Below are 26,827 nucleotides of genomic sequence, written 5' to 3'. Positions count from 1 at the left end.
ACACTCAATTCAATCGTTCCGAGAGCCTGGCCAGCAGTTCGTCCTCGGCCAGGTCGTCGTAGGCATCCTCGTCATCCCCGTCCAGGTCACCGTCCTGGCGGGCACCGGCGACCTCGTCGTCGTTACCGGCGGTCTCGATTATCTCAGGCAGCACCGACGCCAGATAATCGGTGAGCGCTTCGATGGTCGGATAGTCGAAGACGACCGAAGCGGGCAGCACCTCCCCCAGACTTTCGCTCAGCGAGCGCTGCAACGTTACGCTCATCAGCGAATCCATGCCGAATTGGAAGAAGCCCACCGTCGGGTCCAGCGTGTGGGCCGAGGCCAGGCCCATCGCCGCCGCGACCTGCGCTCCGACGTGGTCGCCCAGCAAATCCTTGCGCTGCTCGGGCGGTGCGTCACGCAACGCGGTCCGAAACGCGGTGTCCCCGGTCAACGCCGTCGTCGTGGCGTCGTCGGCCAGCAGGTCGTCGAGGATGTGCAGCTGCGCACGGGTGTGATAGGCCGCCGCCAGGCGCGGCCAGTCGGCGGCGACCACCGTCGCCCGGGCGGGTGCGCCCGGCCCGGTGAACAGCCGCAGCGCCGAGATCGCCACGTCGTCGAGCATCGGCTCGAGACCGGACTCGGCGGTGGCCTGCTTCTCGAAACCGGTCTGCACGTCGGCCAGCGACTTCCACAGCCCCCAGTTGATCGCGCACGCCGGCAACCCCGCGGCGCGCCGTGCGAACGCGAACGTGTCCAGGAACGTCGTCGTCGCCGCGTAGTGGGCCAGCCAACGCGAGCCCAGGATGCCCGAGATCGAGGAGAACAGCACGAACTGCTCGACCGGGTGGTCCAGCGACAGCGTGTCGAGCAGTGCGACCGCGTCGATCTTGGAGCGGAACATCGCGACGACGTCGTCGTGGGTCATCTCCGCCAGCGTCACCGGTCCGCCGCTCATCGCGGCGAGGTAGATGCCGCCCAGCGGGGGCAGATCCTTGCCGAACCGGTCGAACAGTGCGCGCAGCGCCGCCTCGTCGGCGGCGTCGGCGGCCGCGGTGACCACGGTGGTGCCCGCCGCCGCCAGCCGCGCGGTCAGCGCGTCGAGCCGGCCGCCGGGGTTCCGGGACACGGCGACGACGGTCTTCGCGCCCATCCGAGCGAGCTCCTCGATGAGCCGCGGCCCGATGTTGCCGGTGGCGCCGATCACCAGGTGCGCCACGTCCGGGTTCAGTCCGGCGCTCGCCGGGGCGGTGGGCAGCTGGTGCACCAGCCGCGCGACCCGCCGTGCGCCGGCGCGGTAGACCACCTGGTCCTCGCCGTCGCCGGCGTGCGCCTCGGCGAGCAGCCAGCGGGCGGCCACCGGGGCCGGAACGGAGGCGTCGACGTCGATCAGGCCGCCCCAGATGTCGGGATGCTCGAGGGCCAGCGTGCGGCCGAGCCCCCAGAGCACCGCCTGGGCGGGATCGGCCCGGTCACCCTCGTTGACGGGCTGGGCGTTGCGGGTGAGCAGGTACACCGCCGGCGGCGTCGGGCTCGCCGCAGCGGCCGCGGCGATGGCACGCCCGGTCTCGAACAGGCCGTAACCCAGGTCGCCGGCGTCGCCGGCGTCCGGCGCGTAGAGCACGTGGGTGGCCGCGGCCATGGCCTCGGCGAGACCGTCGTCGGCGGCGGCACGGGTGGTGACCGGGCTGCCCAGCAGGTGGGCCATCGCGTCTCCGACGCGAACGTCACCGACCACCAACCACCGGGCCTGCTCGGCCGTATGGGGTTGCGCGACAAGCGGTTTCGCCGGCCAGGTGAGATCGCAGAACCACTCCGCCGGCACCGTGGCGTCGGCGGGGAGGGTGCCCTGGACCCCCTCGGTGGCGCGCCGCAGCGGCCGCACGTCCACCCAGTGCCGGGTGTGCTGCCACGGGGTCGCGGGCAGCACCACATGCGGCTCGCCGTGGTGCGGGGTCTGCGGCGGCCGGGAGGTGTGGGTCGCGTTGAGGTTCGTGTGGAACGTGACGGTGTCGTCGGCGTCGCGGGCCAGCGTGCCGATCGAGAGGATGCCGGCCTCGTCGGCCAGGGTCGTCGCGATCGGCTGACCCATCGTGGCGTGCGGGCTGATCTCCACGAACGTGCCGTGGTCGGCGGCCGCGGCGGCGACGGCGCGGCTGAACCGCACCGGCTGACGCACATTGGCCACCCAGTAGTCGGCGTCGAGCGTCGGCGTCTGACCGGGATCGGTGACCGTCGACAGGAACGTCAGTGTCGGCGCGGCGGGCGTGATGTCCGACAGCGCGGCCTTGATGTCGGCGAGCACCGGGTCCATCAGCGCGGTGTGGGAGGCGACGACCATGTTGACGCGGCGCGCGAACGCGTTCTGCGCGCCGACGGCGGCGATCACGGCGTCGACCTCGTCGGGTAGGCCGGCGACGACGGTCTGGCGCGGGGACAGATAGCCGGCGATCTCGACGCTCGGATGGGCCGCGATGTGGGCGGCCGCGGTGTCCTCGTCGACAGCGAGCAGCGCGACGGCGCCCTGGCCGGCGAGCCGGGACATGATCGACGAGCGGGCCGCGATCACCGTCAGACCGTCGGCCAGACTCAACGCCCCCGCGACGACGGCCGCGGTGACCTCGCCCATCGAGTGCCCGATCACCGCATCCGGATGCACGCCGTAGGACCGCCACAACTCGGTCAACGCCAGCTGCAGACCCATCAGCACCGGCTGCACCTCGGCATCCCCGCTGACCGCACGGCCCTCGGCAATCACCTCGTGCAGCGAGAAACCGACCTTCTCCACGAACACCGGCTCGATCTCGGCCACCGCCGCGGCGAACGCCGGCTCATCGGCCAGCAGCTGCCGACCCATCCCCGCCCACTGCGACCCCTGACCCGAATACACGAACACGGTGCCCGGCTTCGGGACGGCGGCGCCGGCGAGGACCACCCCCGCGGCGGACTGACCGGCAGCCAGCGCCTGGAGGCCCGCGATCGCATCGGCGCGAGTGCGCGCCGCCACGGTCGCGAACGTCGGATGCTGGGAGCGGTGATGGTTCACCGAATGCGCGACCTCGGCCAGCGACGCCTCCGCGCCGGCACCGGTCATCCACTCGGCCAACATCTCCGCCTGGGCGGCAACCCGCTCGGGCGTACGGCCCGACACGACGAGCGTGGTCACCGCAGTCTCGGCCGGGGGCTCGACGGGCGCGGCAACCGGCGGTTGCTCGATGACGACGTGGGCGTTGGTGCCGCCGAAACCGAACGACGAGATCCCGGCCCGGCGGGGCCGGCCGGCCGGCGCCCAGTCCGTGGGCTCGGCGACCACGGCCAGCCGCAGCTTGTCGAACGGGATGTGCGGGTTCGGGGTCTCGTATCCGCGGTTGGCGGGAATCGCGTTGTGCTGCAACGACAACACGGCCTTGGCGAATCCGGCGATACCGGCCGCGGCCTCCAGGTGCCCGAGGTTCGACTTCACCGCGCCCACCAGCAGCGGGCGGTCGGCGGGCCGACCCTTACCGAGCACCGTGCCCAGCGCGCGCGCCTCGATCGGATCACCCAGCAGCGTGCCGGTGCCGTGCGCCTCCACGTAGTCCACCTCGCGGGGATCCACCCCGGCGGCGGCATACGCGGCGCGCAGCACGGCCATCTGCGCCGACGGGTTCGGCGCCATCAGCCCGTTGGACCGGCCGTCCTGATTGACCGCCGACCCCCGGATCACCGCCAACACCCGGTCGCCGTCGCGTTGCGCATCCGAGAGCCGCTTGAGCACCGCCACCCCGCAGCCCTCGCCGCGCACGAACCCGTCCGCGGAGGCGTCGAACGCATGGCACTGCCCGGTCTTGGACATCGCGTCGGCCTGGTCCAGGCTGCGCGTGCCCGCCGGCGACAGCAGCAGGTTCACGCCCGCGGCGAGCGCCACATCCGAATCGCCGGTTCGCAGGCTCTGGCACGCCAGGTGGATCGCGACCAGCGACGACGAACACGCGGTGTCCACAGTGACCGACGGGCCGCGGAAATCGAAGAAGTAAGAGACGCGGTTGGCGATGATGCTGATCGACCCGCCGGTGCTGTACCAGGCGTCGATCGCACTCAGGTCCGCGGCGCCGAGCTGCGCGTAGTCCGCGGCGCTCGCACCCGCGAACACACCGGTGCGGGTCTCGGCCAGCGTGTCGGCGGGGATGCCGGCGTTCTCCAGCGCCTCGTGGGTGACCTCCAGCAGGAGCCGCTGCTGCGGATCCATCCGCATGGCTTCGCGCGGTATCACCTCGAAGAACTCGGCGTCGAACGCGTCGACGTCGCGCAGATAGGAACCCCAGCGGGTGGTGTTCGCCAGCGCCGAGGCGCCGTCGGCGGTGCCGTCGTCGAATGGCGCCCAGCGCTCGGCGGGCACCTCGACCACCGAGGACCGGCCCTCGGTCAGGAAGTCCCAGAACGCGTCCGGGCCCTCGATGTTGCCGTCGGCCTCAGCGCCGCCCGGGAGCCGCAGCCCGAGCCCGACCACGGCGATCGGCTCGTCCGTGGAGATTCCGGGGCCGCTCGTCCCCACGCCGACAGCGCCCTCGACCGGCTCGACCTCGCCGCCGGTGAGGAACTTCGCCAACGCGTCGACGGTCGGGTACTGCCAGAAATCCACCGGGGACACCGGCCTGCCCAGGTACTCCGACAGCACGCCGGTCAGCACCACGGCGTCGCGCGAGCCCACCCCCAGGTCGTGCATGGAGGCGCCGCGCGCGATGTGCTCAGGACTGCAACCGTTGTTCTCAACCAGGTAGTCGGTCAACCAGCGACGAACAGCAGCCTCGTCGAAAGCAGAGGTCATCTAGTGGCGTCCAACCGGTTGAACTTGTTGTCGCGGTACAGGTCGGCGCTCATCGCGCGGCGGACCTTGCCGCTGGTGGTCAGCGGCAGCGAACCCGGCGGTACCAGCGCGAAGTCGGCCAGCCGCACGCTGTGGGTCATCGAGATCGCCGAGGTGACCTGCTGGGTGACGGCATCCAGCTGCGCCGGATCGACCTGCTTCTTCAGCTCGGCGATCACCACCAGCTTCTCGCTGGCGCCGTCGGGCACCGAGATCGCTGCGACGCGGCCCCCGGTGAACTCCGCGACCGTGCCCTCGATGTCGTCCGGGTAGTGGTTGCGGCCGTCGACGATCAGCAGGTCCTTGATGCGACCGACGATGAACAGCTCGTCGTCGAACATCACGCCGAGATCGCCGGTGCGCAGCCACGGGCCCTTCGGGGTGTCGGCGCTCGGCTCGGCCAGCTGCCCGGAGAACAGCTTCTGGGTCAGCTCGGGGTTCTGGTAGTAGCCGCCGGCGACGTGCTCACCGTGCAGCCACACCTCGCCGATCGTGCCTGCCGGGTTCTCCGTCAGAGTCTCCGGATCGACCACCCGTACCGTGGTGGTCCGCGGAACGCCCAGCCCGATCTGCTCGGTACCGTCATCGGCGACCTCGCTGCGCACGGCCTGCCCCGCGGCCAGCTTCTCGTAGTCGAACCGCACCGACGTCGGCGGCCGCCCGCCCGCCGTGGCCACCACGTAGACCGTCGCCTCGGCCAGACCGTACGACGGGCGCATCGCGGCGTCGGACAGCCCGAACGCGGCGAAGCGCTCGTTGAACCGTCGCACGGTGGTGCCGTGCACGCGCTCCGCGCCGTTGATCATCACCGCGACGGTGCTGAGGTCCTTGCCGGCCATGTCGTCGTCGCTGGTCCGCTTGACGGCGAGCTCGAACGCGAAGTTCGGGGCCGCGGTGAACGCGCTGGGGTGGGAGCCGAGCAGCTGCATCCACCGGGAGGGCTTCTGCATGAACGAGATCGGGCTCATCAGCGCGGCGGGGGTGCCCAGCATGATCGGGATGAACACGCCGACGATCAGGCCCATGTCGTGATAGAAGGGCAGCCACGACACCACCGTGGTGTCCTCGGGCGCCCGCCCGTCCGGGTAGGCCTCGTAGTAGTCGGTGAGCAGCTCGGCGACGTTGACCAGCACGTTGCGGTGGCTGACCACCACACCGGCGGGCAGCCGGGTCGAGCCCGACGTGTACTGCAGGTAGGCGGTCTTAGGCAGGGCGACCGGCGCGGCCGGCCGCAGCGGCGAATCGAAGTCCAGCGTGTCGACCTCGAGGAACTTCGGCGCGCGCTGGCGGTCGAGCTGACCGTAATGGCGGATGTCGTCGACGACGGCCGAGGTGGTCAGCACGGCGACGGGCTGAGAGTCCTTCATCGCGCCGGTGACACGTTCGTCGTGCTGACGCAGCTGCGGCATGGTCAGCGGGACCGCGATGAACCCGGCCTCGATCGCGCCCAGGAAGCCGATGATGTACTCCAGGCCCTGCGGCGCGAGGACCACGGCGCGGTCGCCCGGGGAGCCGAGGGTGGCCAGCTTCGCGGCCACCACGCGGACGCGGTGGTGCACCTCGGACCAGGTCAGCGTCTCGGCGATGCCCGCGGGGTCGGCCTCGTAGTCGAAGAACGTGTACGCGTCATCGTCGGGCTGCTGCTGCGCACGGTCGGCGAGGAGCGCGGGAATGGTCGTCACGGTGGGCGCCGTCAGTGCTGGCATCAGTGATCCTTTCGCAAACATCTCCCGACATGGTCTCGCGTGTCGGGTCGATCCGGGAAATTCTGGTGGTTCGGTCGCATCGGCACGCTCGTGCGGTCAGTTCGACTCGACGCTGTCGAACAGCGAGTCCAGCAGGCTGTCCTCGTCGTCATCGTCGTCGGCCGCGGCGTCCTCGGCGACGGCCTCGGGGTTCAGCTGCTGCGCCAGATAGCCGGCGAAGCTGTCGATCGTCGGATGGTTGAACAGCATCGTCGCCGACAACTCCAGCCCGACCAGCCGCTCGATCTCCCGGCGGATCGACATCGCCATCACCGAGTTCAGCCCCATCTCGGCGAACGGCCGATCCGTCAGCACGTCGCTCTCCGGCAGCCGCAGCTCGGTGGCGAGGATGCCGCGCAGCCCGTCGCGCAGCTCGGCGAGCAGCTCGTCGCGGTCCAGCGCCGCCCAGTTCCGCGTCGGCGCGGCAGGACGGTGGTCGCCGGTGACCGCGGCGGCATCCTGCGCCGAGTCCATCGGGGCCATCACGACCTGGTCGATGTCGAAGCGGGTGACGTGGTCCCACGCCGCGAACGCCTCGCCGGCTGCGACGGGACGCGAGCCCACGCGCTCCAGTTCGGACACCACGACCTGCGCCTCGCTGCCGAACCCGAGACCGCGCCAGGCCACCCAGTCCAGGCTGACCGTGTTGTCGCCCTGGGCGTGCCGGGCGCGTGCCAGCGCGTCGAGGTAGGCGTTGCCGGCGGCGTAGGCGCCCTGACCCGGGACACCGAACACCGCACCCGCCGAGGCGGCCAGGTACAGGAAGTCGAGAGCCTGGGGCGGGAAGAGATCCGCGAGCACCTGGGCGCCGGCGATCTTCGGCCACACCGTGCGGTGCACGCGCTCCGGTTCCAATTCGGTGAGCAGCTGCGCCTCGGTCATACCGGCGGCGTGGATGACGCCGCGGATCGGCGGCGCGCCGTCGGCGTCGCGGCGATCCAACACCGCGGCCACCGCATCGCGATCGGCGATGTCGACTGCGACGGTGTCGACGCTGACTCCACGGCGCTCCAGCGCTCGGATCGCGTCGATCTTGTGCCTGACCTCGGTCTCAGCCACCGTGTCGGTCTGAATGGCCCACTCGCGGCGCGGCGGTAGCGCGGTGCGGCCGGCCAGCACGATGCGGCGCGCGCCCCGGTCGGCGAGCCAGTCGGCCATCAGCAGACCCAGCACGCCCATGCCGCCGGTGATCAGGTAGGCCGCGTCGGGCCGGCAGTGCAGCGGCTCGCGCGTCGGCTTTTCGGCGATCTCGGCCAGCGTCGGGGTCAGCAGAGCGCCGTCGCGCCATACTGCCACGGACTTGACCGGGCTGGAGAGCAGCCCCGTCAGCGCACTGGCGTCGATGTCGGCGTCAGGCATGTCGATCAGCCCGCCCCACAGCTGCGGCTGCTCGGCGCCGATGACACCGGCCAGCCCCCACAGCGGGCTCTGACACAGCGCCGACTCGGTGGCCGACTCGAAGACACCGTGCGTGACCAGCCACAGCGTCGCGGGGTTGCGCGGCTCCCGGTTGGCGAGCTCGGCGACCAGCTGCCCCACCTCGGTGGTGAGCCGGACAGCCGTCTCCTGCGCCGACGGACCGTCGGAGTCGGCGACGAACACGACCGTGCGGGCCTGCGCCACGTCCGTCCCGGAGTGTGTGTCGGAACCGACGGCCTGGCGCAGTGCTGCGGCGAGGGTGCCGGAGCCGACGACAGCGACCGGCCCCGTGTCGGTGCCCGCCGATTCAGTGGTCACGGGCTGCCAGTCGAGCCGGTGTGCGATGCGACGCGGTTCGGCGGCCGGGGCCGCCTCGTCGACGTCGACGGCGGTGTAACGGATGCCGCGCAGATCGGCGACGACGGCGCCGCCCTCGGATTCGACGGACAGGTCGATGACGAGATCGTCGCCGGTGCGGGCGCGGTGGCGGGTCACGACGGTGCCGCGACCCGCGTGGGAGTCGCCGACGAGGACGTACTCGATCGCAGCAGGCACCAGCAGACCGGGTGTGGACGCGTCGACCAGGCGCCCCAGGTTGACGGCGGCATCGAGCGCGGCGGCCAGCGGCGCCTCGGGAGCGTCGGCGAACGTCACCTCGGTACGCGCTTCACCGTGCGCCTGAGCGTGTCCGCTGACCGTCCAGGGATACGCCAGCCCGTCGATACCCCACGCGTGGTGGAGTTCGGCCAGTGCGGTGGGGTCGTACCCCGCCACATCGGAGTCGGCCGGCTCGGCGGGACCGATGGGTTCCCGGTGGATCCGCGCGCTGACATGCCGGACCCACCCGCCGGCCCGAGTGTCGTCACCGGTGGCCGACGAGATCGTCACGACGTCCGCGTCGGCGTAGACCTGCACCACGCGGGGTGAATCGAGGGCGATCGGGAACTCGAACCGCACGTCGGCGAGCGTGGCGGCACCCGCCTGCTCGGCGGCCAGCGCGAGCGTGTGCAGCAGCACCGACAGCGGCACGATCTCCACACCCGCGAACCGGTGCGCGGCCGGATACGGCCGAGCCTGTGGCGTCAGCCGGGCCTGCCACAGATGTCCGGGCTGCGGACCGGCGACAGCGGTGTGGCCGCCCAGCACGGTGCCCGGGCGGGGTGCGGTGGCGCCGGAGGACGACGGTTTCCGGATCGCCCAGTGCCGGGTGCGGTGCCACGGTGTGGTCGGCAGCGCGACCTGCGCACCGCCCGGATGGGCGGGATGCTCCGTCTCGGGGGGATGCGTGGTGTGGGTGGCGTTCAGAGCGGTGTGGAACGACACCGCGTCGTCGCCGTCGCGCACCAGCGTGCCCAGCGCGTGATGGTGCCCGGTGGTGAGCGTGTCGGCGATCGCGTAGGTCAGGACCGGATTGGGGCTGATCTCGACGAACGTGCCGATCTCCTGCGCGGCCGCCTCGATCGCCCGGCTGAACTGCACCGGCCGGCGCACATTGGCCACCCAGTAGTCGGCGTCGAGCGTCGGATCCTCGGCATCGACGACGGTGGACAGGAACGGGATCGACGGGGTGCGCGGTGTGATGACGGCGAATGCCTCGCGCAGATCCGGCAGCACCGGGTCCATCAGCGCGGTGTGGGAGGCGACCTCCATGTTGACGCGGCGGGCGAACCGGTCCTGCGCGCCGACGGCGGCGATCACGGCGTCGACCTCGTCGGGCAGGCCGGCGACGACCGTCTGACGCGGCGACACGAGGCCGGCGATCTCGACGCTCGGATGATCGGCGATCAGCGCCTCGGCCGCATCGGGATCGAGTTCCACGAGTGCGACAGCACCTTGGCCGGCGAGCCGGGACATGATCGACGAGCGGGCCGCGATCACTGTCAGACCGTCGGCCAGACTCAAGGCCCCCGCGACGACGGCCGCGGTGACCTCGCCCATCGAGTGCCCGATCACCGCATCCGGATGCACACCGTAGGACCGCCACAGCTCGGTCAACGCCAGCTGCAGACCCATCAGCACCGGCTGCACCTCGGCATCCCCGCTGACCGCACGGCCCTCGGCGATCACCTCGTGCAGCGAGAAACCGACCTTGTCGACGAACACCGGCTCGATCTCGGCCACCGCCGCGGCGAACGCCGGCTCATCGGCCAACAGCTGCCGCCCCATCCCGGCCCACTGCGACCCCTGACCCGAATACACGAACACCCGGCCCGGCGTGCAGGCCCCGACGTGGGGGCCGACGACGCCGGGGGCGGATTGGCCCGTGGCCAGCGCCTGCAGACCTGCAATGGCCTGCGCGTGGTCGCGGGCGGCCACGGTCGCGAACTTGTTGTGGTGGGAGCGGTGATGGTTGAGCGCATGCGCGACCTCGGCCAGCGAGGTCTCTGCGCCGACGCCGGCCATCCAGTCGGCCAACATTCCCGCCTGCGCAGCGACGCGGTCCGGCGTGCGGCCGGTCACGACGAGCGTGGTCACGGCCGGGTCGGGCTCGGATGCGGTCTCGGACGCGGGTGACGCTGCCGCCCGGGGCGCCTCCTCGATGACGACGTGGGCGTTGGTGCCGCCGAAACCGAACGACGAGATCCCGGCCCGGCGGGGCCGCGCGCCCGGCGCCCAGTCCGTGGGCTCGGCGACGACCCGCAGGCGCAGATTCTCGAACGGGATGTGCGGGTTCGGGGTTCGATAGCCGAGGTTGGCCGGGATCACGTTGTGCTGCAGCGACAGCACCGCCTTGGCGAATCCGGCGATACCGGCCGCGGCCTCCAGGTGCCCGAGGTTCGACTTCACCGCGCCCAGCAGCAGCGGGCGTTCCGCAGGCCGGCCCTTGCCGAGCACGGTGCCCAGCGCGCGCGCCTCGATCGGATCACCCAGCAGCGTGCCGGTGCCGTGCGCCTCCACGTAGTCCACCTCGCGGGGCTCGACGCCCGCGGCAGCGTAGGCCGACCGCAGCACGGCCATCTGGGCGGCCGGGTTCGGTGCCATCAGCCCGTTGGACCGGCCGTCTTGGTTGACCGCCGAGCCGCGAATGACCGCCAGCACCCGGTCGCCGTCGCGTTGCGCGTCCGAGAGCCGCTTGAGCACCGCCACCCCGGCGCCCTCGCCGCGGACGAACCCGTCCGCGGAGGCGTCGAACGCATGACACTGCCCGGTCTTGGACATGGCCTCGAGTTGGTCGAAGCTGCGGGTCACGGCCGGCGACAACACCATGTTCACACCCGCAGCCAGGGCGACGTCCGAATCGCCGGCGCGCAGACTCTGGCACGCCAGGTGAATCGTCACCAGCGACGACGAACAGGCGGTGTCGATGGTCATCGACGGGCCGCGCAGGTCGAAGTAGTACGACACCCGGTTCGCGATGATCGACAGCGCACCGCCGGTGCCCGACCAGGAGTCGACATCGCCGAGGTCGGTGGTCGACAGGTAGCCGTACTCCCCCAGGCACGCCGCCGCGAAGACCCCGGTCTGGGTGTGCCGCAGGCTGTGGGCCGGGATACCGGCGTGCTCGAGCGCCTCGTGGGTGACCTCGAGCAGCAGCCGCTGCTGGGGGTCCATCTTGTCGGCTTCGCTCGGGGAGATCTCGAAGAATTCGGCGTCGAACGCGTCGACGTCACGCAGGAACGATCCCCACCGGGTGGTGCCGGCCAGTGCTGCGGCCGCCTCGGGCGAGTCGATCCGGAACGATTCCCAGCGGTCGGCAGGCACCTCGCGCACGGCGGACCGGCCCTCGGTCAGGAACTCCCAGAACTGCTCGGGTCCCTCGATGTTGCCGTCCGCCTCAGCCCCGCCCGGGAGCCGCAGTCCCAGACCGATCACAGCGATCGCGTCGTCGTGGTCGGCCCGGCCACTGTCCCGGGCGGCGGCCATCGCACCGGCGGCACCGTCGAACGGATCGACCTCGCCGCCGGTCAGGAACTTCGCCAGCGCGTTGATCGTCGGGTACTGCCAGAACTCGACCGGCGACACGGTGCGACCCAGCAGTTCGGACAGCTCGCCGGTCAGCACGACGGCGTCACTGGACCCGACGGCGAGGTCGTTCAGCGGAGCATCGAGATCGATTTCGTCAGGGCTGCATCCGATGTTGGTGACCAGGTAGTCGACCAACCAGTGCCGGAGTGCATCCTCGTCGAAAGCAGAGGTCATGTAGTGACGTCCAACCGGCTGAACTCGTCGGAGCGATAGCGGTCCACGCAGGCCGAGCGCCGGATCTTGCCACTGGTGGTGATCGGGATGGACCCGGGAGCGACGAGAACCAGATCGGACACCCGCACGCTGTGGGTCTTCTTGATCGCCGAGGCGACCTCACGCTTGACGGCCTTGAGCTTGTCCAGCGCTTCGGCCTCCGAGGTGCCCTTCTTCTTCAGCTCGACCACGGCGACCAGCTGCTCGCTGGTGTCGTCGAGCACCGAGATCGCGGCGACGCGGCCGCCGGTGATCTCCTGGATGGTGGCCTCGATGTCGTCCGGGTAGTGATTGCGACCATCGACGATCAGCATGTCCTTGATGCGGCCGATGATGAACATCTCGCCCTCGCTCATGACGCCGAGGTCGCCGGTGCGCAGCCACGGACCGACGGGCGTGCCCTCCGACGGGTTCACGAGCTGGCCGTTGAAGGTGCGCTCTGTCTTGACCGGGTCGCGCCAGTAGCCCATCGCGACCTGTGCGCCGTGGATCCAGATCTCGCCGACCTTGCCGTCGGGGTTCTCGACACACGTCTCCGGGTCGACGATGAGAACGTTCGACGACCGCGGCGCGCCGTAGGTGACCAGCTCGGTGCCGGACTCGGTGCCGCAGCGTTCGGCATGGCCGGCGGCGAGCTTCTCGTAGTCGAAGCGCACCGTCGCCGGCTTGTGCCCGACGGGTGCGGAGATGACGTACAGCGTGGCCTCGGCCAGACCGTAGGACGGCAGGACCGTGGTGTCGGGCATGCCGAACTTGGTGAACCGCTCGTTGAAGCGGCGGATGGTCGCCGAGTGGATGCGCTCGCTGCCGCTGATGATGCCCAGCACGCCGCTGAGGTCCATGCCCTCGAGGTCGGCGTCGGTGGTGCGCCGCACCGACAGCTCGAACGCGAAGTTCGGCGCGGCCGACCAGGCGCAGCTGTTCAGCGCGAGCTGCTGGATCCAGCGGGCCGGCTTCTGCAGGAACGCCACCGGGCTCATCACGATCGCGGGGCGGCCGTGCAGCTTCCCGCCGTCGTCCTCGTTCGGGGTCAGCAGCGAGGCGAAGACACCCTGGATGAGGCCCATGTCGTGGTAGAAGGGCAGCCAGGACACCATCGTGATGTCGCGGGGCGGCACGCCGTTGCGGTGCTCCATGTAGTCGTCGAACACCTGCTTGACGTTCGCGATCACGTTCTGGTGGGTCATGATGACGCCGGCGGGCGCCCGGGTGGAGCCCGAGGTGTACTGCAGGTAGGCGTTCTTGGGCAGCGGGCCGACGTTGACCTCGGGGGTCACCGGCGAGTCGAGGTCCAGCGCGTCGACCTCGATGACGGCCGGCGGGTTGCCGCCGGGCAGGTTGCCTACGTAGTTGAGGATCTCGCCGACGACGGCGGAGGTGGTGAGCACAGCGGTGGGCTGGCAGTCGCGCAGCGCGCCGTTGACGCGCTCATCGAGCTGACCCATCGCCGGAACCGGCAGCGGCACCGCGATCATCCCGGCGGCCATCGCGCCGTAGAAGGCGACGATGTACTCGAGCCCCTGGGGGGCGAGGATGGCCGCACGGTCGCCCTTGCTCCCGTGGCGCAGCAGCTCCGCGGCGACGACCTGCACCCGATGGTGGACCTGCGACCACGTCAGGGTTTCGGCGAACCCGTTGGGGTCGATGTCGAAGTCGAGGAAGGTGTACGCCGCGTCGTCGGGCTGCTGCCGAGCGCGCTCGGCGAGAAGGCCAGGAATGGTCGACTCAAGCAAAGGCATGGCGACGTCCTTTCATCGTTAAGATCCTGCGTCCCGGCCCCAGTGCCGTGTGGCAAACCGGACGCCAGCTCGTGGCCGCGCATCCCCCGCTTGGCCGAAGGCTAACACCGACCTGTCACAAATGTCGTGTAATCCGACCAAGGATTAGACCACGAAGTGCTTGCCAGAGGGAAGTTGCGCAATCGGCCGCAATTTCGCCCGAATTGCGATGCACACATGGCGGATTTTATTCCCGAGGCAACCTCGTGGGTTTTGCCAGTTCAGCAAACGTCCACCTCACTCACCGGCGGCCGGTTGCTCAGCGGAGACGCGGTTCGGCATGCGAATCGAGTGGTAGGGCAGCGCAGCGGCATGCACAGTGTGCGTTGACGCATGCGTAAACAGTTTGCGGTATCTGCACGGCTGCGTCGAGTACGCTCCTGACTCGCCGGTAAGTTGCAGGTCCGGCCAGCCTCGCGAAGTGCACACACACGTATCCCGATAGCCGACCTGGTGTGCTCCGTGGATCGACGTCGACGACCGGTACGAAGTACTGGTGTGGCCAAAGCCACACCAGCCGCTCGACGCTACTCGGCGATCCTGGCCTGGATCTTCGCCTCGATGTCGGGGACCACGATGCCGAGTTGCTCGTTGAGATAGAAGTGATGGCCGGGCAACTCCCGTGCGGAGAACTCGGCGCGGGTGCGGTCCGCCCACGGCGCGACCTTCTGCGCGGTCGCGATCTCGTCCTCGTCGCCGAAGTACGCATCGATCGGGCCGGTCAGCGTCACCTCCGGCGGGCAGCTGTACGACGCGATCGCCTTGAGGCCCCGCAGCGTCGGCAGGATCGCGGCCGCGAACTCGGGGTTCTTCATAAACTCCGGGTTGGCCCCCGTCATCGTGCTCACCGCACCCAGCAGGCCCTCGTCGTCGTCGGGAATGTCCTCGTAACCGACATGCCCGGGCGCGGCGACGGCGGACACGAACAGACCGCTGATCGGCCGGCCGGCCGCCTCGAACCGGCGCGCCACCTCGAAGGCCAGCAGTCCGCCCATGCTGTGGCCGAAGAAGAACACCGGTCCCCCGTGGTCCTTCTCCGGAGACACCATCGTCACGATCTCGTCGGCGAGGGCCGGCAGACTCGTGAACGACGCGAAGTCCTGCTTGCCGCGCTGTCCCGGATACTGCACCGCGGTCCGCTTGACGTCGATCGTGAAGGTCTTCGCGAACGGCACGTAGTACTGCGCGGACCCGCCGGCGTGCGGAAAGATGAACAACCTGGGCTGTGTCACCGGGACACCTTAACGACTAGCTGAGCACCTCAGGCGAAAGCCTCCACGGGCGGGCACGAGCACACCAGGTTCCGATCGCCATACGCACCGTCGATGCGTCGCACCGGCGGCCACACCTTCGGCCGGAACCCGTGACCCAGCGGATAGGCCGCCTGCTCCCGGGTGTACGGGTGCTGCCAGTCGTCGACCAGCAGGCTCTGCGCGGTGTGCGGGGCGCCGCGCAGCGGGTTGTCCTCGGCGGGCCACTCGCCCGAGCCCACCTTGTCGATCTCGGCACGAATCGCGATCATCGCCTCGCAGAACGCGTCCACCTCGGCCAGCGACTCGCTCTCGGTCGGCTCCACCATCAGCGTGCCCGCCACCGGGAAGCTCATCGTCGGTGCGTGGAAACCGAAGTCCGCCAGTCGCTTGGCCACATCGTCGACCGTCACGCCGGTCGCCTTGGTGATGCCGCGCAGGTCCAGGATGCACTCGTGGGCGACCATGCCGTTCTCGCCGGTGTAGAGCACCGGGTAGTACTCGTCGAGGCGACGCGCGATGTAGTTGGCCGACGCGATCGCGACCAGCGTCGCCGAGCGCAGCCCGCGGGCCCCCATCATCCGGATGTAGGCCCACGTGATCGGCAGGATCGACGCCGAACCGTAGGGCGCCGCGGACACGGTGTAGTCCTCGCCGAGCTCGGAGGCCAGCGGGTGCCCGGGCAGGTACGGCGCGAGGTGCGCGCGCACCGCCACCGGGCCGACGCCGGGGCCGCCGCCGCCGTGCGGGATGCAGAACGTCTTGTGCAGGTTGAGGTGGCTGACGTCGCCGCCGAACTTGCCGGGCCGGGCCAGCCCGACGAGCGCGTTGAGGTTCGCGCCGTCGACGTAGACCTGGCCGCCGGCGTCGTGCACCGCGGCGCAGATGTCGGCGACGTCGTGCTCGTAGACGCCGTGCGTGGACGGGTAGGTGATCATCAGCGCCGACAGGTGCTCGGCGTGCTGGGCGATCTTGGCGCGCAGATCGTCGAGGTCGACGTCACCGTTCTCGCGGCAGGCGACGACGACGACCTTCATGCCGGCCAGCGCCGCCGACGCGGCGTTGGTGCCGTGGGCGCTCGACGGGATCAGGCACACGTTGCGCTCGGCTTGCCCGGCGGCGATGTGGTACGCCTGGATCGCCAGCAGGCCGGCGTACTCGCCCTGCGAGCCGGCGTTGGGCTGCAGTGAGATCTCGTCGTATCCGGTGATTCCGGTCAACCACGCCTGCAGATCGGCGATCAGGCGGCGCAGCCCCGGGGTGTCCGACGCCGGGGCGAACGGGTGCTGGCGGCCGAACTCGGGCCACGTGATGGGCTCCATCTCGGCGGCCGCGTTCAGCTTCATCGTGCAGGAACCCAGCGGGATCATGCTGCGGTCCAGCGCGATGTCCTTGTCGGCCAGCGAGCGCAGGTAGCGCATCATCGCGGTCTCGGTGCGGTAGGAGGTGAACGCCGGGTGGGTCAGGAACTCCGAGGTCCGGTTCGCGATGGCGTCGATTTCACCGCCCGCGGGCGGAACCGGCGCCGCGGTGGCACCACCGGAGAATGCGGCGAGCACATCGGCGACGTGCGCCTCGGTGGTGGCCTCGTCACAGGCCACCGACACGTGGTCGGCGTCGACGGACCACAGGTTGATGCCCCGGCGTTTCGCGGCGTCGACGACCTCGCGGGCGCGGCCGGGCACCCGGGCCAGCACGGTGTCGAAGAACGCCGGATGCACGACGTCGACCCCGGCCTCGGCCAGACCGCCGGCCACCGCGCGCGCCCGCTCGTGCACGCGTGCCGCGATCGCGCGCAGCCCGTCGGCGCCGTGGTAGCTCGCGTACATCGCGGCCATCACCGCGAGCAGCACCTGTGCGGTGCAGATGTTGCTGGTGGCCTTGTCGCGGCGGATGTGCTGCTCGCGGGTCTGCAGAGCCAGGCGGTAGGCAGGCGCCCCGTCGGCGTCCACCGAGACCCCGACCAGCCGGCCGGGCAGCTGTCGCGCGTGCTGTGCGTGCACGGCCAGATAGCCGGCGTGCGGGCCGCCGAAGCCCATCGGCACGCCGAAGCGCTGGGTGGTGCCGAACGCGACATCAGCGCCGATCTCCCCCGGCGGGGCGACCAGCGTCAGCGCCAGCAGGTCCGCGCCGACGGCGACGAGCGCGCCGCGTTCGTGCGCCTCGGTGACCAGCGGGCTCCAGTCGTGCACGACACCGCTGGCGCCGGGCAGCTGCACGATCACGCCGAAGAAGTCCCCCTCGGGCAGACCGTCGCGCAGGTCGGCGGTCACGATCTCGATGCCCAGCGGCTGCGCGCGCGTGGAGAGCACCGCGGCGGTCTGGGCGTAGACGTCGACATCGACGGCGAGCCGGCGGCCGGAGCCGCGCACGGCGCGCTGCATCAGCGTCATCGCCTCGGCCGCGGCGGTGGCCTCGTCGAGCATCGAGGCGTTGGCGACCTCCAGCGCGGTCAGGTCGGTCACCATCGTCTGGAAGTTCAGCAGCGCCTCGAGACGGCCCTGGCTGATCTCCGGCTGATACGGCGTGTACGCGGTGTACCAGGCCGGGTTCTCCAGGATGTTGCGCAGCAGCACCGGCGGGGTCAGCGTGTCGTAGTAGCCCTGACCGATCATGGACACCGCGACGGTGTTCTCCTCGGCCAGCGCCCGCAGTTCGGCCAGCGCCTCGGCTTCGGTGGCTGCGGGCGGCAGATGGTCGAGGCCGGGCGCGATCCCGTCGCCGGCTTCATCGAGGATGCCGGCGGGCAGCGCCTTGGCGGCGAGCTCGTCGAGAGAGGAGACACCGATGGTCTCCAGCAGCGTGGCGACGGCGGCGGCATCGGGGCCGATGTGGCGGTCGACGAAGGTGAGTTCGCGGGGGGCGGGCTTGTTCGACACTGGGTCAGACACGAGGGTCTCCCGACGTTCGGGCGCGAGGCGCGCAGGACTGCGGCGCCTCCCCCTCTGTCGTCCGCCCGGTCCGGGCTGCCTGAGAGATTCGGCGGCCGACCGCGGTGATCACGGACGGGCTGCCTTTCCCCATGGGCGGGTGCGATGCACCGCTTTCCAGAGGCATCGGGGCCTGACGCGGTCCGGGGGCCTGAGAGGTTGACGGAGAGGTGTTGCTCCTTCGGCGCCCGTGGCTGGCGGCCACGGATCTCTCCCGCGTGAGGGCGATGCGCGGTCGAGTCTACCGGCCGCCGTGGACAGGTGCGCTGTCAGCCGATCTTGCGGTCGCGATGCTTGCGCCGGGAGGCGAGCTCGTCCTCGGGTGCGGAGATCGATTCCCCGCCGTCGGCGCGTTCGCCGGGGAAATCGGCGATCGCACCCGTCAGTTCCCGCATCGCGCCGGAGACTGCGATGCCGAACACGCCCTGACCGCCCTGCAGGAGGTCGACCACTTCTTCGGCGGAGGTGCACTCGTAGACCGTGGTGCCGTCGGAGAACAGGGTGATGTTGGCGAGATCGGACACGCCGCGCTGGCGCAGATGGTCGACGGCGACGCGGATGTTGTGCAGGGAGATGCCGGTGTCGAGCAGCCGCTTGACGATCTTGAGGACCAGGATGTCCTTGAAGGAGTACAGCCGCTGGCTTCCGGAGCCCGCCGCGCCGCGGATCGAGGGCACCACCAGCGAGGTGCGCGCCCAGTAGTCGAGCTGGCGGTAGGTGATGCCGGCGATCTGGCAGGCGCTGGGCCCGCGATAGCCGACGAGTTCGTCGGGCACCGAGTCATCGGGGAACAGGCCGGCCTGCACGGGTTCCGCGGCGACCCGGGGCAGGGTGTCCGCGGACGCGCCGGTGTTCAGGTCCAGCTGCTCCTGGCGTGGCGTGTCTCCCACGTGTCGAATCCTCTCGCCGATCGAAACTCGCGTCGTCTCGTGGGCGCACGTTATCCCAGCCCGAACCAGGTTCGAGCATACGCTTGGACGCCTGCTGTGACTGCCCGTCGGAAGCAAGTATCGCCGCCGTTTCGGCTCCTGCCGGACACGCGCCGCGCGTGTCGAACACGACGAGACGCATCCGTGACCAAGAGGTCGGTTTAGGTTGCCTCGCTCAGGTGGCTGACTCAGGTGGCCTTGAAGTCGTCGGGCGACACCGAGTCGAGGAACTCCTTGAACTTCTCGACCTCGTCCTCACGCACGGCGCCGGGGGCCTCGTCGTCGTTCTCGTCGGGGATCAGCAGCCCGGCCTCGGCCAGCACCGCCTCTTCGACGTAGATGGGCACACCGACGCGCAACGCGATGGCCACCGAATCCGACGGCCGTGCGGAGACCTTGATGTCGCGGTCGAAGATCAGGTCCGCGTAGAAGGTGCCCTCCTGCAGATCGACGATGCGCACCTCTTTGAGCGAATGTCCCAGCGCCGCAATGACATCGCGGAACAGATCATGGGTCAGGGGGCGCGCCGGCTCGACACCCTGCTGTTCCAGGGCGATCGCGGCGGCTTCGGACTGGCCGATCCAGATCGGCAGGTAGCGGTCACCGGCGGCCTCGCGGAGCAGCAGGACGGGCTGGTTCTGCGGCTGCTCCACACGGATTCCGACCACGCGAACCTCGCCCATCTGTGCCTACCCTCCGCACCGGTGTTGCGCTGTAGCCGCCCGGCCCGAAGGGGCCGGAGGAGACGGAAAAACCGTCACGGCGAGTCTAGTCCTCAGCGATCCAGAACGTCGCGTACGGCCGATTTGATCAGTGACGTGTGCAGAGTGATCGCAAGCGCCGCGACTTCGCGTGCGAGATCGTCCGCGCGGTCACGCGCGCCGGCCTTGCCCGCCTTCACCACGGGTCCGGCGATCTGGGCGATCAGGTCGGACTGCCGGTCGGCCGCGGACCGGAAGGCGCGCAGATGGCGCGGCTCCACCCCGTAGTCGGCCAGCGCACGAGCGCACTGTGCGATCACCACCGAGTGTTCGTCGAAGAACGCGGTGCCCGCGCCTTTGAAGATGGGCGTGATCACCCCGGACTTCACCAGCGAGGTGAGCAGTTCGTCGCTCACCCCGGACCGCTCCAGCAGGCTGTCGCGGCTCAGCCGCGCCTGCGCGGGCCCGGCCTGCTCGCCGTCGTGGTCGGCGTCGGTCGCGCCGACGGGCACCAGGCGCGTGGCGTACGCCGACGGGCTCTGCGGCAGTTCACCGTCGGGCTGCGCGTCGAGCTGGGCCTTGATGACCTTGAGCGGCAGATAGTGGTCCCGCTGCGCGGTCAGGATGAACCGCAGCCGCGCGCAGTCGTAGGCGGTGAACCTGCGATAGCCCGACGCCGTGCGCTGCGGCGTCACCAGACCCTCGGCTTCCAGGAAGCGGATCTTGCTGATCGTGACGTCCGGGAAGTCGCCGCGCAGCGTGTCGAGGACGACGCCGATCGACATCCCGGGCAGGGCATGCCCCGAGGTCTCGGGTTGGGTCATCGCAGGTCGCCGCGGTCGAGGGTGGAGTCAGTTCCGGGTCAGTCGGAGCTGCCGTCGGCGCCCTTGGGGCCGGTCAGGAACACCAGGCGGAACTTGCCGATCTGCACCTCGTCGCCGTTGGCCAGCACAGCCGAGTCGACGGGCTCCCGGTTGACGTAGGTGCCGTTGAGGCTGCCCACGTCGACGACTTGGAACTCGCCGCCCTCGAGGCGGAACTCGGCGTGCCGACGGCTCACGGTGACGTCGTCGAGGAAGATGTCGCTGTCAGGATGGCGGCCCGCCGAGGTGGTGGGCTGGTCCAGCAGGAAGCGGGAGCCGGCGTTCGGCCCGCGCTTGACGACGAGCAACGCCGACCCGACGGGCAGTCCTTCCACGCCCGAGACCGCACTCTCACCGCCGGCGGCGGGTGGAGCGTCGAGCTCGTTGAGGAAGTCGGCCCGGAACACCGATGTGGTCTCCACGGTGACTTCGTCAGAGTCGGCCCCCGAAGTGAAGTCTTTTTCCGTCACCCGCTGCTCCTCACTGGCTGCTGTGGCGATCTCCGGCCGGGACCTCCAGCGCTCTCGCCGCTGGTGTCGACCGTACCGCGCGGCAGACCCCATTGGGTCCACCACGGCCGGATCCGCTCAATGGTCGACTGCGACCCTAACAACCCTCACTCGGTCACGTGGGCGCGGTAGGCCTCCGCGTCGAGCAGGGCACCGAGCGCGTCGCTCAGCGCACCGCCCTCGGCCTGCAGTTCCACCAGCCAGCCGCCGCCGTACGGATCGGAGTTCACCAGTTGCGGATTGGCGTCCAAATCGGTGTTGACCGCAACGACTTTCGCGGTGACCGGCGCGTAGAGGTCCGACACCGACTTGGTCGACTCGACCTCACCGAACGACTCCCCCGCACTGATCTGCGCGCCCACGTCGGGCAGCTGCACGAACACCACGTCGCCGAGCGCCGACTGCGCGAAATCGGTGATGCCGACGCGCACCGTGTCGTCGCCCGTCTTCGCCACCCACTCGTGCTCTTCGGTGTAGGACAGGTCGGCGGGGATCTCGGTCACAGTGCTCCTCGGCTCCTTGGTTCTCGGGTTCTCATTTGACGGGCTGAGCGTATTGGCGAGGTTTCGGTTGCCGCAAGGCGGTCACGTCGACCCGGTCGGACTGTTGTATCACCATCGATCCGCCGACGCGTTCGATGCTGTCCATCGCTCCGCCTGGAATGTTCATCGCCGCGGCGAGAGTCGGCGGATCTCCAATGGCGACAATCGAATACGGCGGGTTGAGCGTGGTGGAGTCCACCACGAGTGCGCCGGCGGGGCCGACGACCCAGGTGTCGACACCGATGCGCACGCTCGACTGGTCACCCCCGCCGCTGCCGCGGATCTCCATCGCCTCGGCGCCGGCGGCCCGCAGCTCGTTGATCACGTCGAGCATGGTCTCTGCGGCCACCCCCGACGAGGGGTCGCCGATGGTGAGCGTGACACCCGGCCCGGTCGCCGGCACGGTGCCGATCAGGATGGACAGGGCGGCCAGCCGCGCGCGGGCGTTCTCGATCGCGGCCTGGTCACTGCTGCCCGAGGCCTGCAGTTCGGCCAGCGTGCGCTGTAGGTCGGTGACTTCGCGGTTCAACGCGGCCTCGCGCTGCTGCAGCGAGTCGAGCAGCACCAGCAGGTCGGCCGGTCGGGCGGTGTCCAGGGCGTCGCCCGAATCGGTCTGCCGGACCTGGGTGGCGATCGCGATGCCCAGCACCAGGCACAGCAGGACCGCCAGCACCCCGAAGACGGAGCTTCGGGGACCGTGGCGAGGGATACGGCGCCATCTGTCGAGCCCCCCGCCGTGCGGCGGGGGTGGCATCTCGTGGCGGCCGTGATGATCGACCGGATGATCGGCCGGCTGGTCCGTCGGCTCCTGCGCCGGACTCCGGTCAGGCACCGAACAGCCTTCGCCGCAGTGCGGCCGCATTGCCGAAGATGCGGATGCCGAGCACCACGATGATCGCGGTGGACAGCTGCGTCCCGACCCCGAGCTGATCGCCCACGTAGACGATCACCGCCGCCACGACCACGTTGAACACGAAGGACACGACGAAGACCTTGGCGTCGAAGATGTTCTCCAGGTAGGCGCGCAGCCCGCCGAACACGGCGTCCAAGGCGGCGACGACGGCGATCGGCAGGTAGGGCTGGATCACCTCCGGCACGCTGGGACGGAACACGACACCGATCACGATGCCGATGACCAGGGCGACGATTCCGATCACGGGAGTCCTTTGGCGAAGGTGAGGTCGCGGACCGAGCCGGCGGGCAGGGTGAGGCCGTCGCCGGCCGCCACCGTGACGCGCACGCCGTAGGACGATTCGAGCAGGCGCAGCCGCTGCAGACCCGAGCTGCGGTCGAAGGCGTCGGCCATCGCGTGTGGCGGTCCGACCGCGACGACGGCGTACGGGCTGCTGATGGGTTGATTGTCGACCAGGATGCCGCCGCCCGCCTGACGGATCGTTACGTTGGGGCCGATGCGGACCCCGCCCACCGAGATCGCCTCGGCGCCGGCCAGCCACAGCGAGTTGACCACCAGCTGCAGGTCGCGGTCGAGGATCACCTGCCTGCTGCCTTCGACGCGCTGTTTGGACACGTCGGTCAGGTCGCGGGTGACGCCCGGATCGGTGACGGTCACGGTCAGGCCGGGCCCGATCACCGGGGTCGCGGCCGCGGCGAACGCGGCCTGGTCGAGGTCGCTCAGCAGCTGCCTGCCGGTCGCATCTCCGGCGAGTCGGCTGCGCCGCAGCGCATCGGCATCGGCGGTCAGACTGGTGCGGCGCGCGGTCAGCTCGTCGGTGGCTGCCTCGGCGGCGCGCACGCTGGTCACCAGGACCTGTTGGGATTCACGCACGCCGGGAGCCGTCGCGCGCGCCTGGGACCAGGCCAGCGCGAACACCGCCGCCACCAGCGCCGCCGCCACCAGCTGCCACAGCCAGTCGGTGCGGCCGCGGGGCGTCTGCGCCGCGGCGGCGTACCCCGCATCGAGGTGCTCGGAGAGCAGGGAGCGCAGCAGCGACGGGACCGGGATCAGCGTCGGCGCCCCTGCCCGGTGCGCGTTGCGCCCCGACGCCGGGTCGAAGCCGCCCAGCTGTGTCACGGGGTCAGCACCCCGGTTCCCCCGGAACCCGGGCGTGGCATCGACCGCGCGACCATGCCGACCTGGATGAGGTAGAGCACCCCGGACCACAGGTACATCGCGGTCCCCCAGATCACGAAACCCCACCCGAACGCCAGCACCGGCGGCTGCCAGGCGGCGTCGCCCTGCCCGAGCAGCACCAGTGGCAGGCCCGACATCAGGGCGAACGTCGCGGCCTTGCCGATGTAGGTGACGGGCAGCGCGGTCAACCCGCGGCTGCGCAGCAGCGGCAGCGTCGTCGCGAGCACGAGGTCGCGGCCCAGCAGCGTGATCACCAGCCACCACGGCACGACGCCGGCCAGGGCCAACGCGATCGGGATGACGACCATGTAGATGCGGTCCACCGCGGGGTCGAGCAGCGCGCCCAGCCGCGAGGACTGGTTGTCGAACAGCCGGGCGATCTTGCCGTCGGCCCAGTCGGAGGCGCCGCTGAACATCAGCACCGCCACCGCCCACCCGGTGTGGTGGGAGACCAGCAGCAGCACCAAAAACACCGGGACGAGGACGAGCCGTAGCACCGACAGCACGTTCGGGATCGTCAACACCCGGTCGCGCGGTGCCGGGGTGTCCCCCGGTTCGGACCCGCGAGCCATGCGTAGAACCTAGCGGAACACCCCGGGCAGGCTCAGCGCCGACAGGGTGTCGTCGTTGAGCGGGTTGTCGTGGACCATGTAGGTCCACGTCGATGTCGGGCGTGCCAGCTTCGACAGATCCACGCCGGGCTCGTCCTCGATCGAGGCTGCGGTGTCGAAGGTCTGTTGGGCGGCCTCGATCGCGTCGGCGGCCAACGAGCCGAAGGCGTCGACGGCGAGGCGGTGGAATTCGTCGAGCGGGTTCTGCCGGCCGAGCGCGCGCAGGTGGATGCTCTCCCGGATGTCGGCGAGGTAGGCCAGGTGATCGGCCCACCCGCGGTCGAGGTGGTAGAGCATGATCAGCCGGCAGATCTTCTCCAGCTTCGCTTCACCCTCGTCGCCGAGCTCCTCCAGCAGACTCTCGTAGCGCTCAGGAGACAGCGCGGCCAGCTCTTCGCGGGCAGTTGCGGTGCGCAGCAACGCGTCTCGCCGTTCGACCAGGATCGCGCGCTGCTGGGCGATCAGCTGGTTGTAGCGCCACGTGTTGGCATGCACGTCGAGCAGGCGTCCCTCGGCGACGCGCTGGGCGTGTTCGAGCAGAGTCGCGGCTTTGGTGCTGAGCACCTTGCCGTCGGAGTCGCAGTCCAGCGGCAGCTTGCCCGCGTCAAGGTGCGAGACCACCACGTCGTCCTCCCAGCTGGAGAAGAACACGGTGGAGCCGGGATCACCCTGGCGGCCGGCGCGCCCGCGCAGCTGGTTGTCCAGCCGCTCGGTGTGGTGGCGGCCGGTGCCGATGACGTGGAGGCCGCCGAGTTCGGCCACGGCGTCGTGCTGAGACTCGTCGGAACCGCCCAGCCGGATGTCGGTACCGCGGCCGGCCATCTGCGTCGACACCGTGACGGCACCGAGCTGGCCGGCCTCGGCGATGACGGCCGCCTCCTCCTCGTCGTTCTTGGCGTTCAGCACGACGGCGGGGATGCCGGCTTTGACCAGCCGCCGGTGCAGGTCCTCCGATTCCGCGACGTCGCGGGTGCCGACCAGGATGGGCTGGCCGCTCTCGTGGATCTCGGTGATGTGTTCGAGCACCGCGTCGTTGCGCGCCGCGGCGGTGACGTACACGCGGTCGGGTTCGTCCTCGCGGATGTTGGGGGTGTTCGGCGGGATCGGTGACACGCCGAGCTTGTAGAACTGGCGCAGCTGCTCACCGGCGGCCAGCGCGGTGCCGGTCATCCCGCACACCGTCGGGTAGCGGTTGATCAGCGCCTGCACGGTGATCGTGTCGAGCACCTCGCCGGTCTCGGTGGTCTCGATGCCCTCTTTGGCCTCGACGGCGGCCTGCAGGCCGTCGGGCCAGCGCTGCAGCGTCGCGATGCGGCCGCGGGAGGCGTTGATCAGGTGTACGGCGTCGTCGCGGACGATGTAGTGCACATCGCGCTGCAGCAGCACGTGCGCGTGTAGCGCGACGTTGATCTCGGTCAGCGTGGTGGCGACGTGCTCCTCGGAGTACAGGTCGATCCCGCCCAGCTTGGCCTCGATCTTCTGGGCGCCGGACTCGGTGAGGTGGACATTGCGTCCCTCGGCGTCGGTGGCCCAGTCGACGCCGTCGACGAGCTCCCCGACGTAGCGGATCAGGTCCAGGCGCGGCGCCTCGCGGTGGCTGGTCCCGGCCAGCACCAGCGGGACCAGCGCCTCGTCCACGAGGACGGAGTCGGCTTCGTCGATCAGGGCGACGTCGGGGTTGGGCGACACCAGATCGGCGACGTCGGTGACCAGCTGGTCGCGCAGTACGTCGAAGCCGATCTCGTTGACCGAGGCGTAGGTGACGTTGCACTGGTAGGCGGTGCGGCGTTCTTCGGCGGTGGAGTCCGCGGTGATCCAGCCGACGCTCAGGCCCAGCGCCTCGATCAGCGGCGCCATCCACTCGGCGTCGCGGCGGGCCAGGTAGTCGTTGATCGTGATGACGTGCACGCTGCGGCCGGCCAGCGCATAGCCGGCGGCGGCGATAGCGCCGGACAGTGTCTTGCCCTCACCGGTGGCCATCTCCACCACGTCGCCGGCGAGCATCCGCTGCGCACCGAGCAGCTGGACGTCGAAGGCGCGCAGGCCGGTGGTGCGTTCGGAGGCTTCCCGCGCGATCGCGAGGAACTGCGGGATGTCCGCCGACTCCGCGAGGTCCTCGAGCTGCAGCAGGGTGGCCGCCTTGGTCAGCTTCTCGTCGTCGAGTTCGGCGGCCTTGGTGTCGAAGTCGGCGGCGGCGTGAACCTGCTCCATCGAACGGTTCTGATTGCGGTCGGTGCTGGCCCCGAGCATTTTCCAGAAGCGCCCCGACAGGCGCCCGCTCGGCTTCTTGCCCTGCGCCGATGCGGGGGCCGGGGCCGACGTTTTCGAAGAGGTGCGTGCCACACGATCACGGTACGCGGACGAGCTGGCGCGACGACGGACTGCCACGCGACATTCGGCGCCGGCGGTCTCGGACGTCCCCATCGGGACGGGGGTGCTGGGGTAACTTCG

General features: G+C 70.3%; 16 protein-coding genes and 2 riboswitches. All 16 genes read right to left on the bottom strand.

What is annotated here, in order from left to right:
- Window positions 1-4: 4 nt before the first annotated feature.
- On the bottom strand, window positions 5-4,789 hold the full coding sequence (locus ACZ50N_RS13180; RefSeq protein WP_464475561.1) for an SDR family NAD(P)-dependent oxidoreductase: 4,785 nt from the start codon (window positions 4,787-4,789) through the stop codon (window positions 5-7).
- Complete coding sequence (locus ACZ50N_RS13175; protein WP_464475560.1) at window positions 4,786-6,534, bottom strand: AMP-binding protein; 1,749 nt, start codon at window positions 6,532-6,534, stop codon at window positions 4,786-4,788. Before ACZ50N_RS13175 ends, ACZ50N_RS13180 begins: the two co-directional genes overlap by 4 nt.
- A 96-nt stretch (window positions 6,535-6,630) precedes the next feature.
- Window positions 6,631-12,132 (bottom strand): type I polyketide synthase, encoded by a 5,502-nt coding sequence (locus ACZ50N_RS13170; protein WP_464475559.1) that lies wholly within the window; start codon window positions 12,130-12,132, stop codon window positions 6,631-6,633.
- Window positions 12,129-13,910, bottom strand: coding sequence for an AMP-binding protein (locus tag ACZ50N_RS13165; protein WP_046366640.1), 1,782 nt, complete (start codon window positions 13,908-13,910; stop codon window positions 12,129-12,131). The genes ACZ50N_RS13170 and ACZ50N_RS13165 overlap by 4 nt, the downstream gene beginning before the upstream one ends.
- A 566-nt stretch (window positions 13,911-14,476) precedes the next feature.
- Complete coding sequence (locus ACZ50N_RS13160; RefSeq protein WP_464475558.1) at window positions 14,477-15,181, bottom strand: thioesterase II family protein; 705 nt, start codon at window positions 15,179-15,181, stop codon at window positions 14,477-14,479.
- A 29-nt stretch (window positions 15,182-15,210) separates the two neighbouring features.
- Window positions 15,211-18,090, bottom strand: coding sequence for an aminomethyl-transferring glycine dehydrogenase (gcvP, locus tag ACZ50N_RS13155; RefSeq protein ID WP_464475557.1), 2,880 nt, complete (start codon window positions 18,088-18,090; stop codon window positions 15,211-15,213).
- Between the two features lie 57 nt (window positions 18,091-18,147).
- Window positions 18,148-18,260: riboswitch (glycine riboswitch) on the bottom strand.
- Window positions 18,261-18,262: 2 nt separating this feature from the next.
- Window positions 18,263-18,356: riboswitch (glycine riboswitch) on the bottom strand.
- Between the two features lie 42 nt (window positions 18,357-18,398).
- A complete protein-coding gene (locus ACZ50N_RS13150) occupies window positions 18,399-19,019 on the bottom strand; it encodes a MerR family transcriptional regulator (RefSeq protein ID WP_046365292.1) in 621 nt (206 codons plus the stop codon).
- A 227-nt stretch (window positions 19,020-19,246) separates the two neighbouring features.
- Window positions 19,247-19,741 (bottom strand): bifunctional nuclease family protein, encoded by a 495-nt coding sequence (locus tag ACZ50N_RS13145; protein WP_046365293.1) that lies wholly within the window; start codon window positions 19,739-19,741, stop codon window positions 19,247-19,249.
- A gap of 92 nt (window positions 19,742-19,833) precedes the next feature.
- Window positions 19,834-20,583 carry a transcriptional regulator FtsR gene (gene ftsR / locus ACZ50N_RS13140; RefSeq protein WP_464475556.1) on the bottom strand — a complete coding sequence of 250 codons (750 nt, stop codon included), beginning with the start codon at window positions 20,581-20,583 and terminating at the stop codon, window positions 19,834-19,836.
- A 38-nt stretch (window positions 20,584-20,621) separates the two neighbouring features.
- Window positions 20,622-21,092, bottom strand: a complete 471-nt coding sequence (garA, locus tag ACZ50N_RS13135) for a glycogen accumulation regulator GarA (RefSeq protein ID WP_046365295.1) — start codon at window positions 21,090-21,092, stop codon at window positions 20,622-20,624.
- Window positions 21,093-21,238: 146 nt separating this feature from the next.
- Window positions 21,239-21,634 (bottom strand): glycine cleavage system protein GcvH, encoded by a 396-nt coding sequence (gene gcvH, locus ACZ50N_RS13130; protein ID WP_046365296.1) that lies wholly within the window; start codon window positions 21,632-21,634, stop codon window positions 21,239-21,241.
- 31 nt (window positions 21,635-21,665) lie between these two features.
- Entirely contained in the window at window positions 21,666-22,427 is a 762-nt protein-coding gene (locus ACZ50N_RS13125; protein WP_048424511.1) for a DUF881 domain-containing protein, read from the bottom strand.
- 70 nt (window positions 22,428-22,497) lie between these two features.
- Window positions 22,498-22,830 carry a small basic family protein gene (locus ACZ50N_RS13120; RefSeq protein WP_046365297.1) on the bottom strand — a complete coding sequence of 111 codons (333 nt, stop codon included), beginning with the start codon at window positions 22,828-22,830 and terminating at the stop codon, window positions 22,498-22,500.
- A complete protein-coding gene (locus ACZ50N_RS13115; protein ID WP_046365298.1) occupies window positions 22,827-23,705 on the bottom strand; it encodes a DUF881 domain-containing protein in 879 nt (292 codons plus the stop codon). The genes ACZ50N_RS13120 and ACZ50N_RS13115 overlap by 4 nt, the downstream gene beginning before the upstream one ends.
- Window positions 23,702-24,337 (bottom strand): CDP-alcohol phosphatidyltransferase family protein, encoded by a 636-nt coding sequence (locus ACZ50N_RS13110; protein WP_048424489.1) that lies wholly within the window; start codon window positions 24,335-24,337, stop codon window positions 23,702-23,704. The genes ACZ50N_RS13115 and ACZ50N_RS13110 overlap by 4 nt, the downstream gene beginning before the upstream one ends.
- A 9-nt stretch (window positions 24,338-24,346) precedes the next feature.
- Window positions 24,347-26,647: an accessory Sec system translocase SecA2 gene (gene secA2, locus ACZ50N_RS13105; RefSeq protein WP_464475633.1), complete on the bottom strand. Its 2,301-nt coding sequence runs from the start codon at window positions 26,645-26,647 to the stop codon at window positions 24,347-24,349.
- Between the last annotated feature and the right edge of the window lie 180 nt (window positions 26,648-26,827).

Source organism: Mycolicibacterium obuense, from assembly GCF_055397605.1.
The sequence above is the reverse complement of the archived record's forward strand: the minus strand, read 5'-3'. Positions and strand labels throughout refer to the sequence as shown.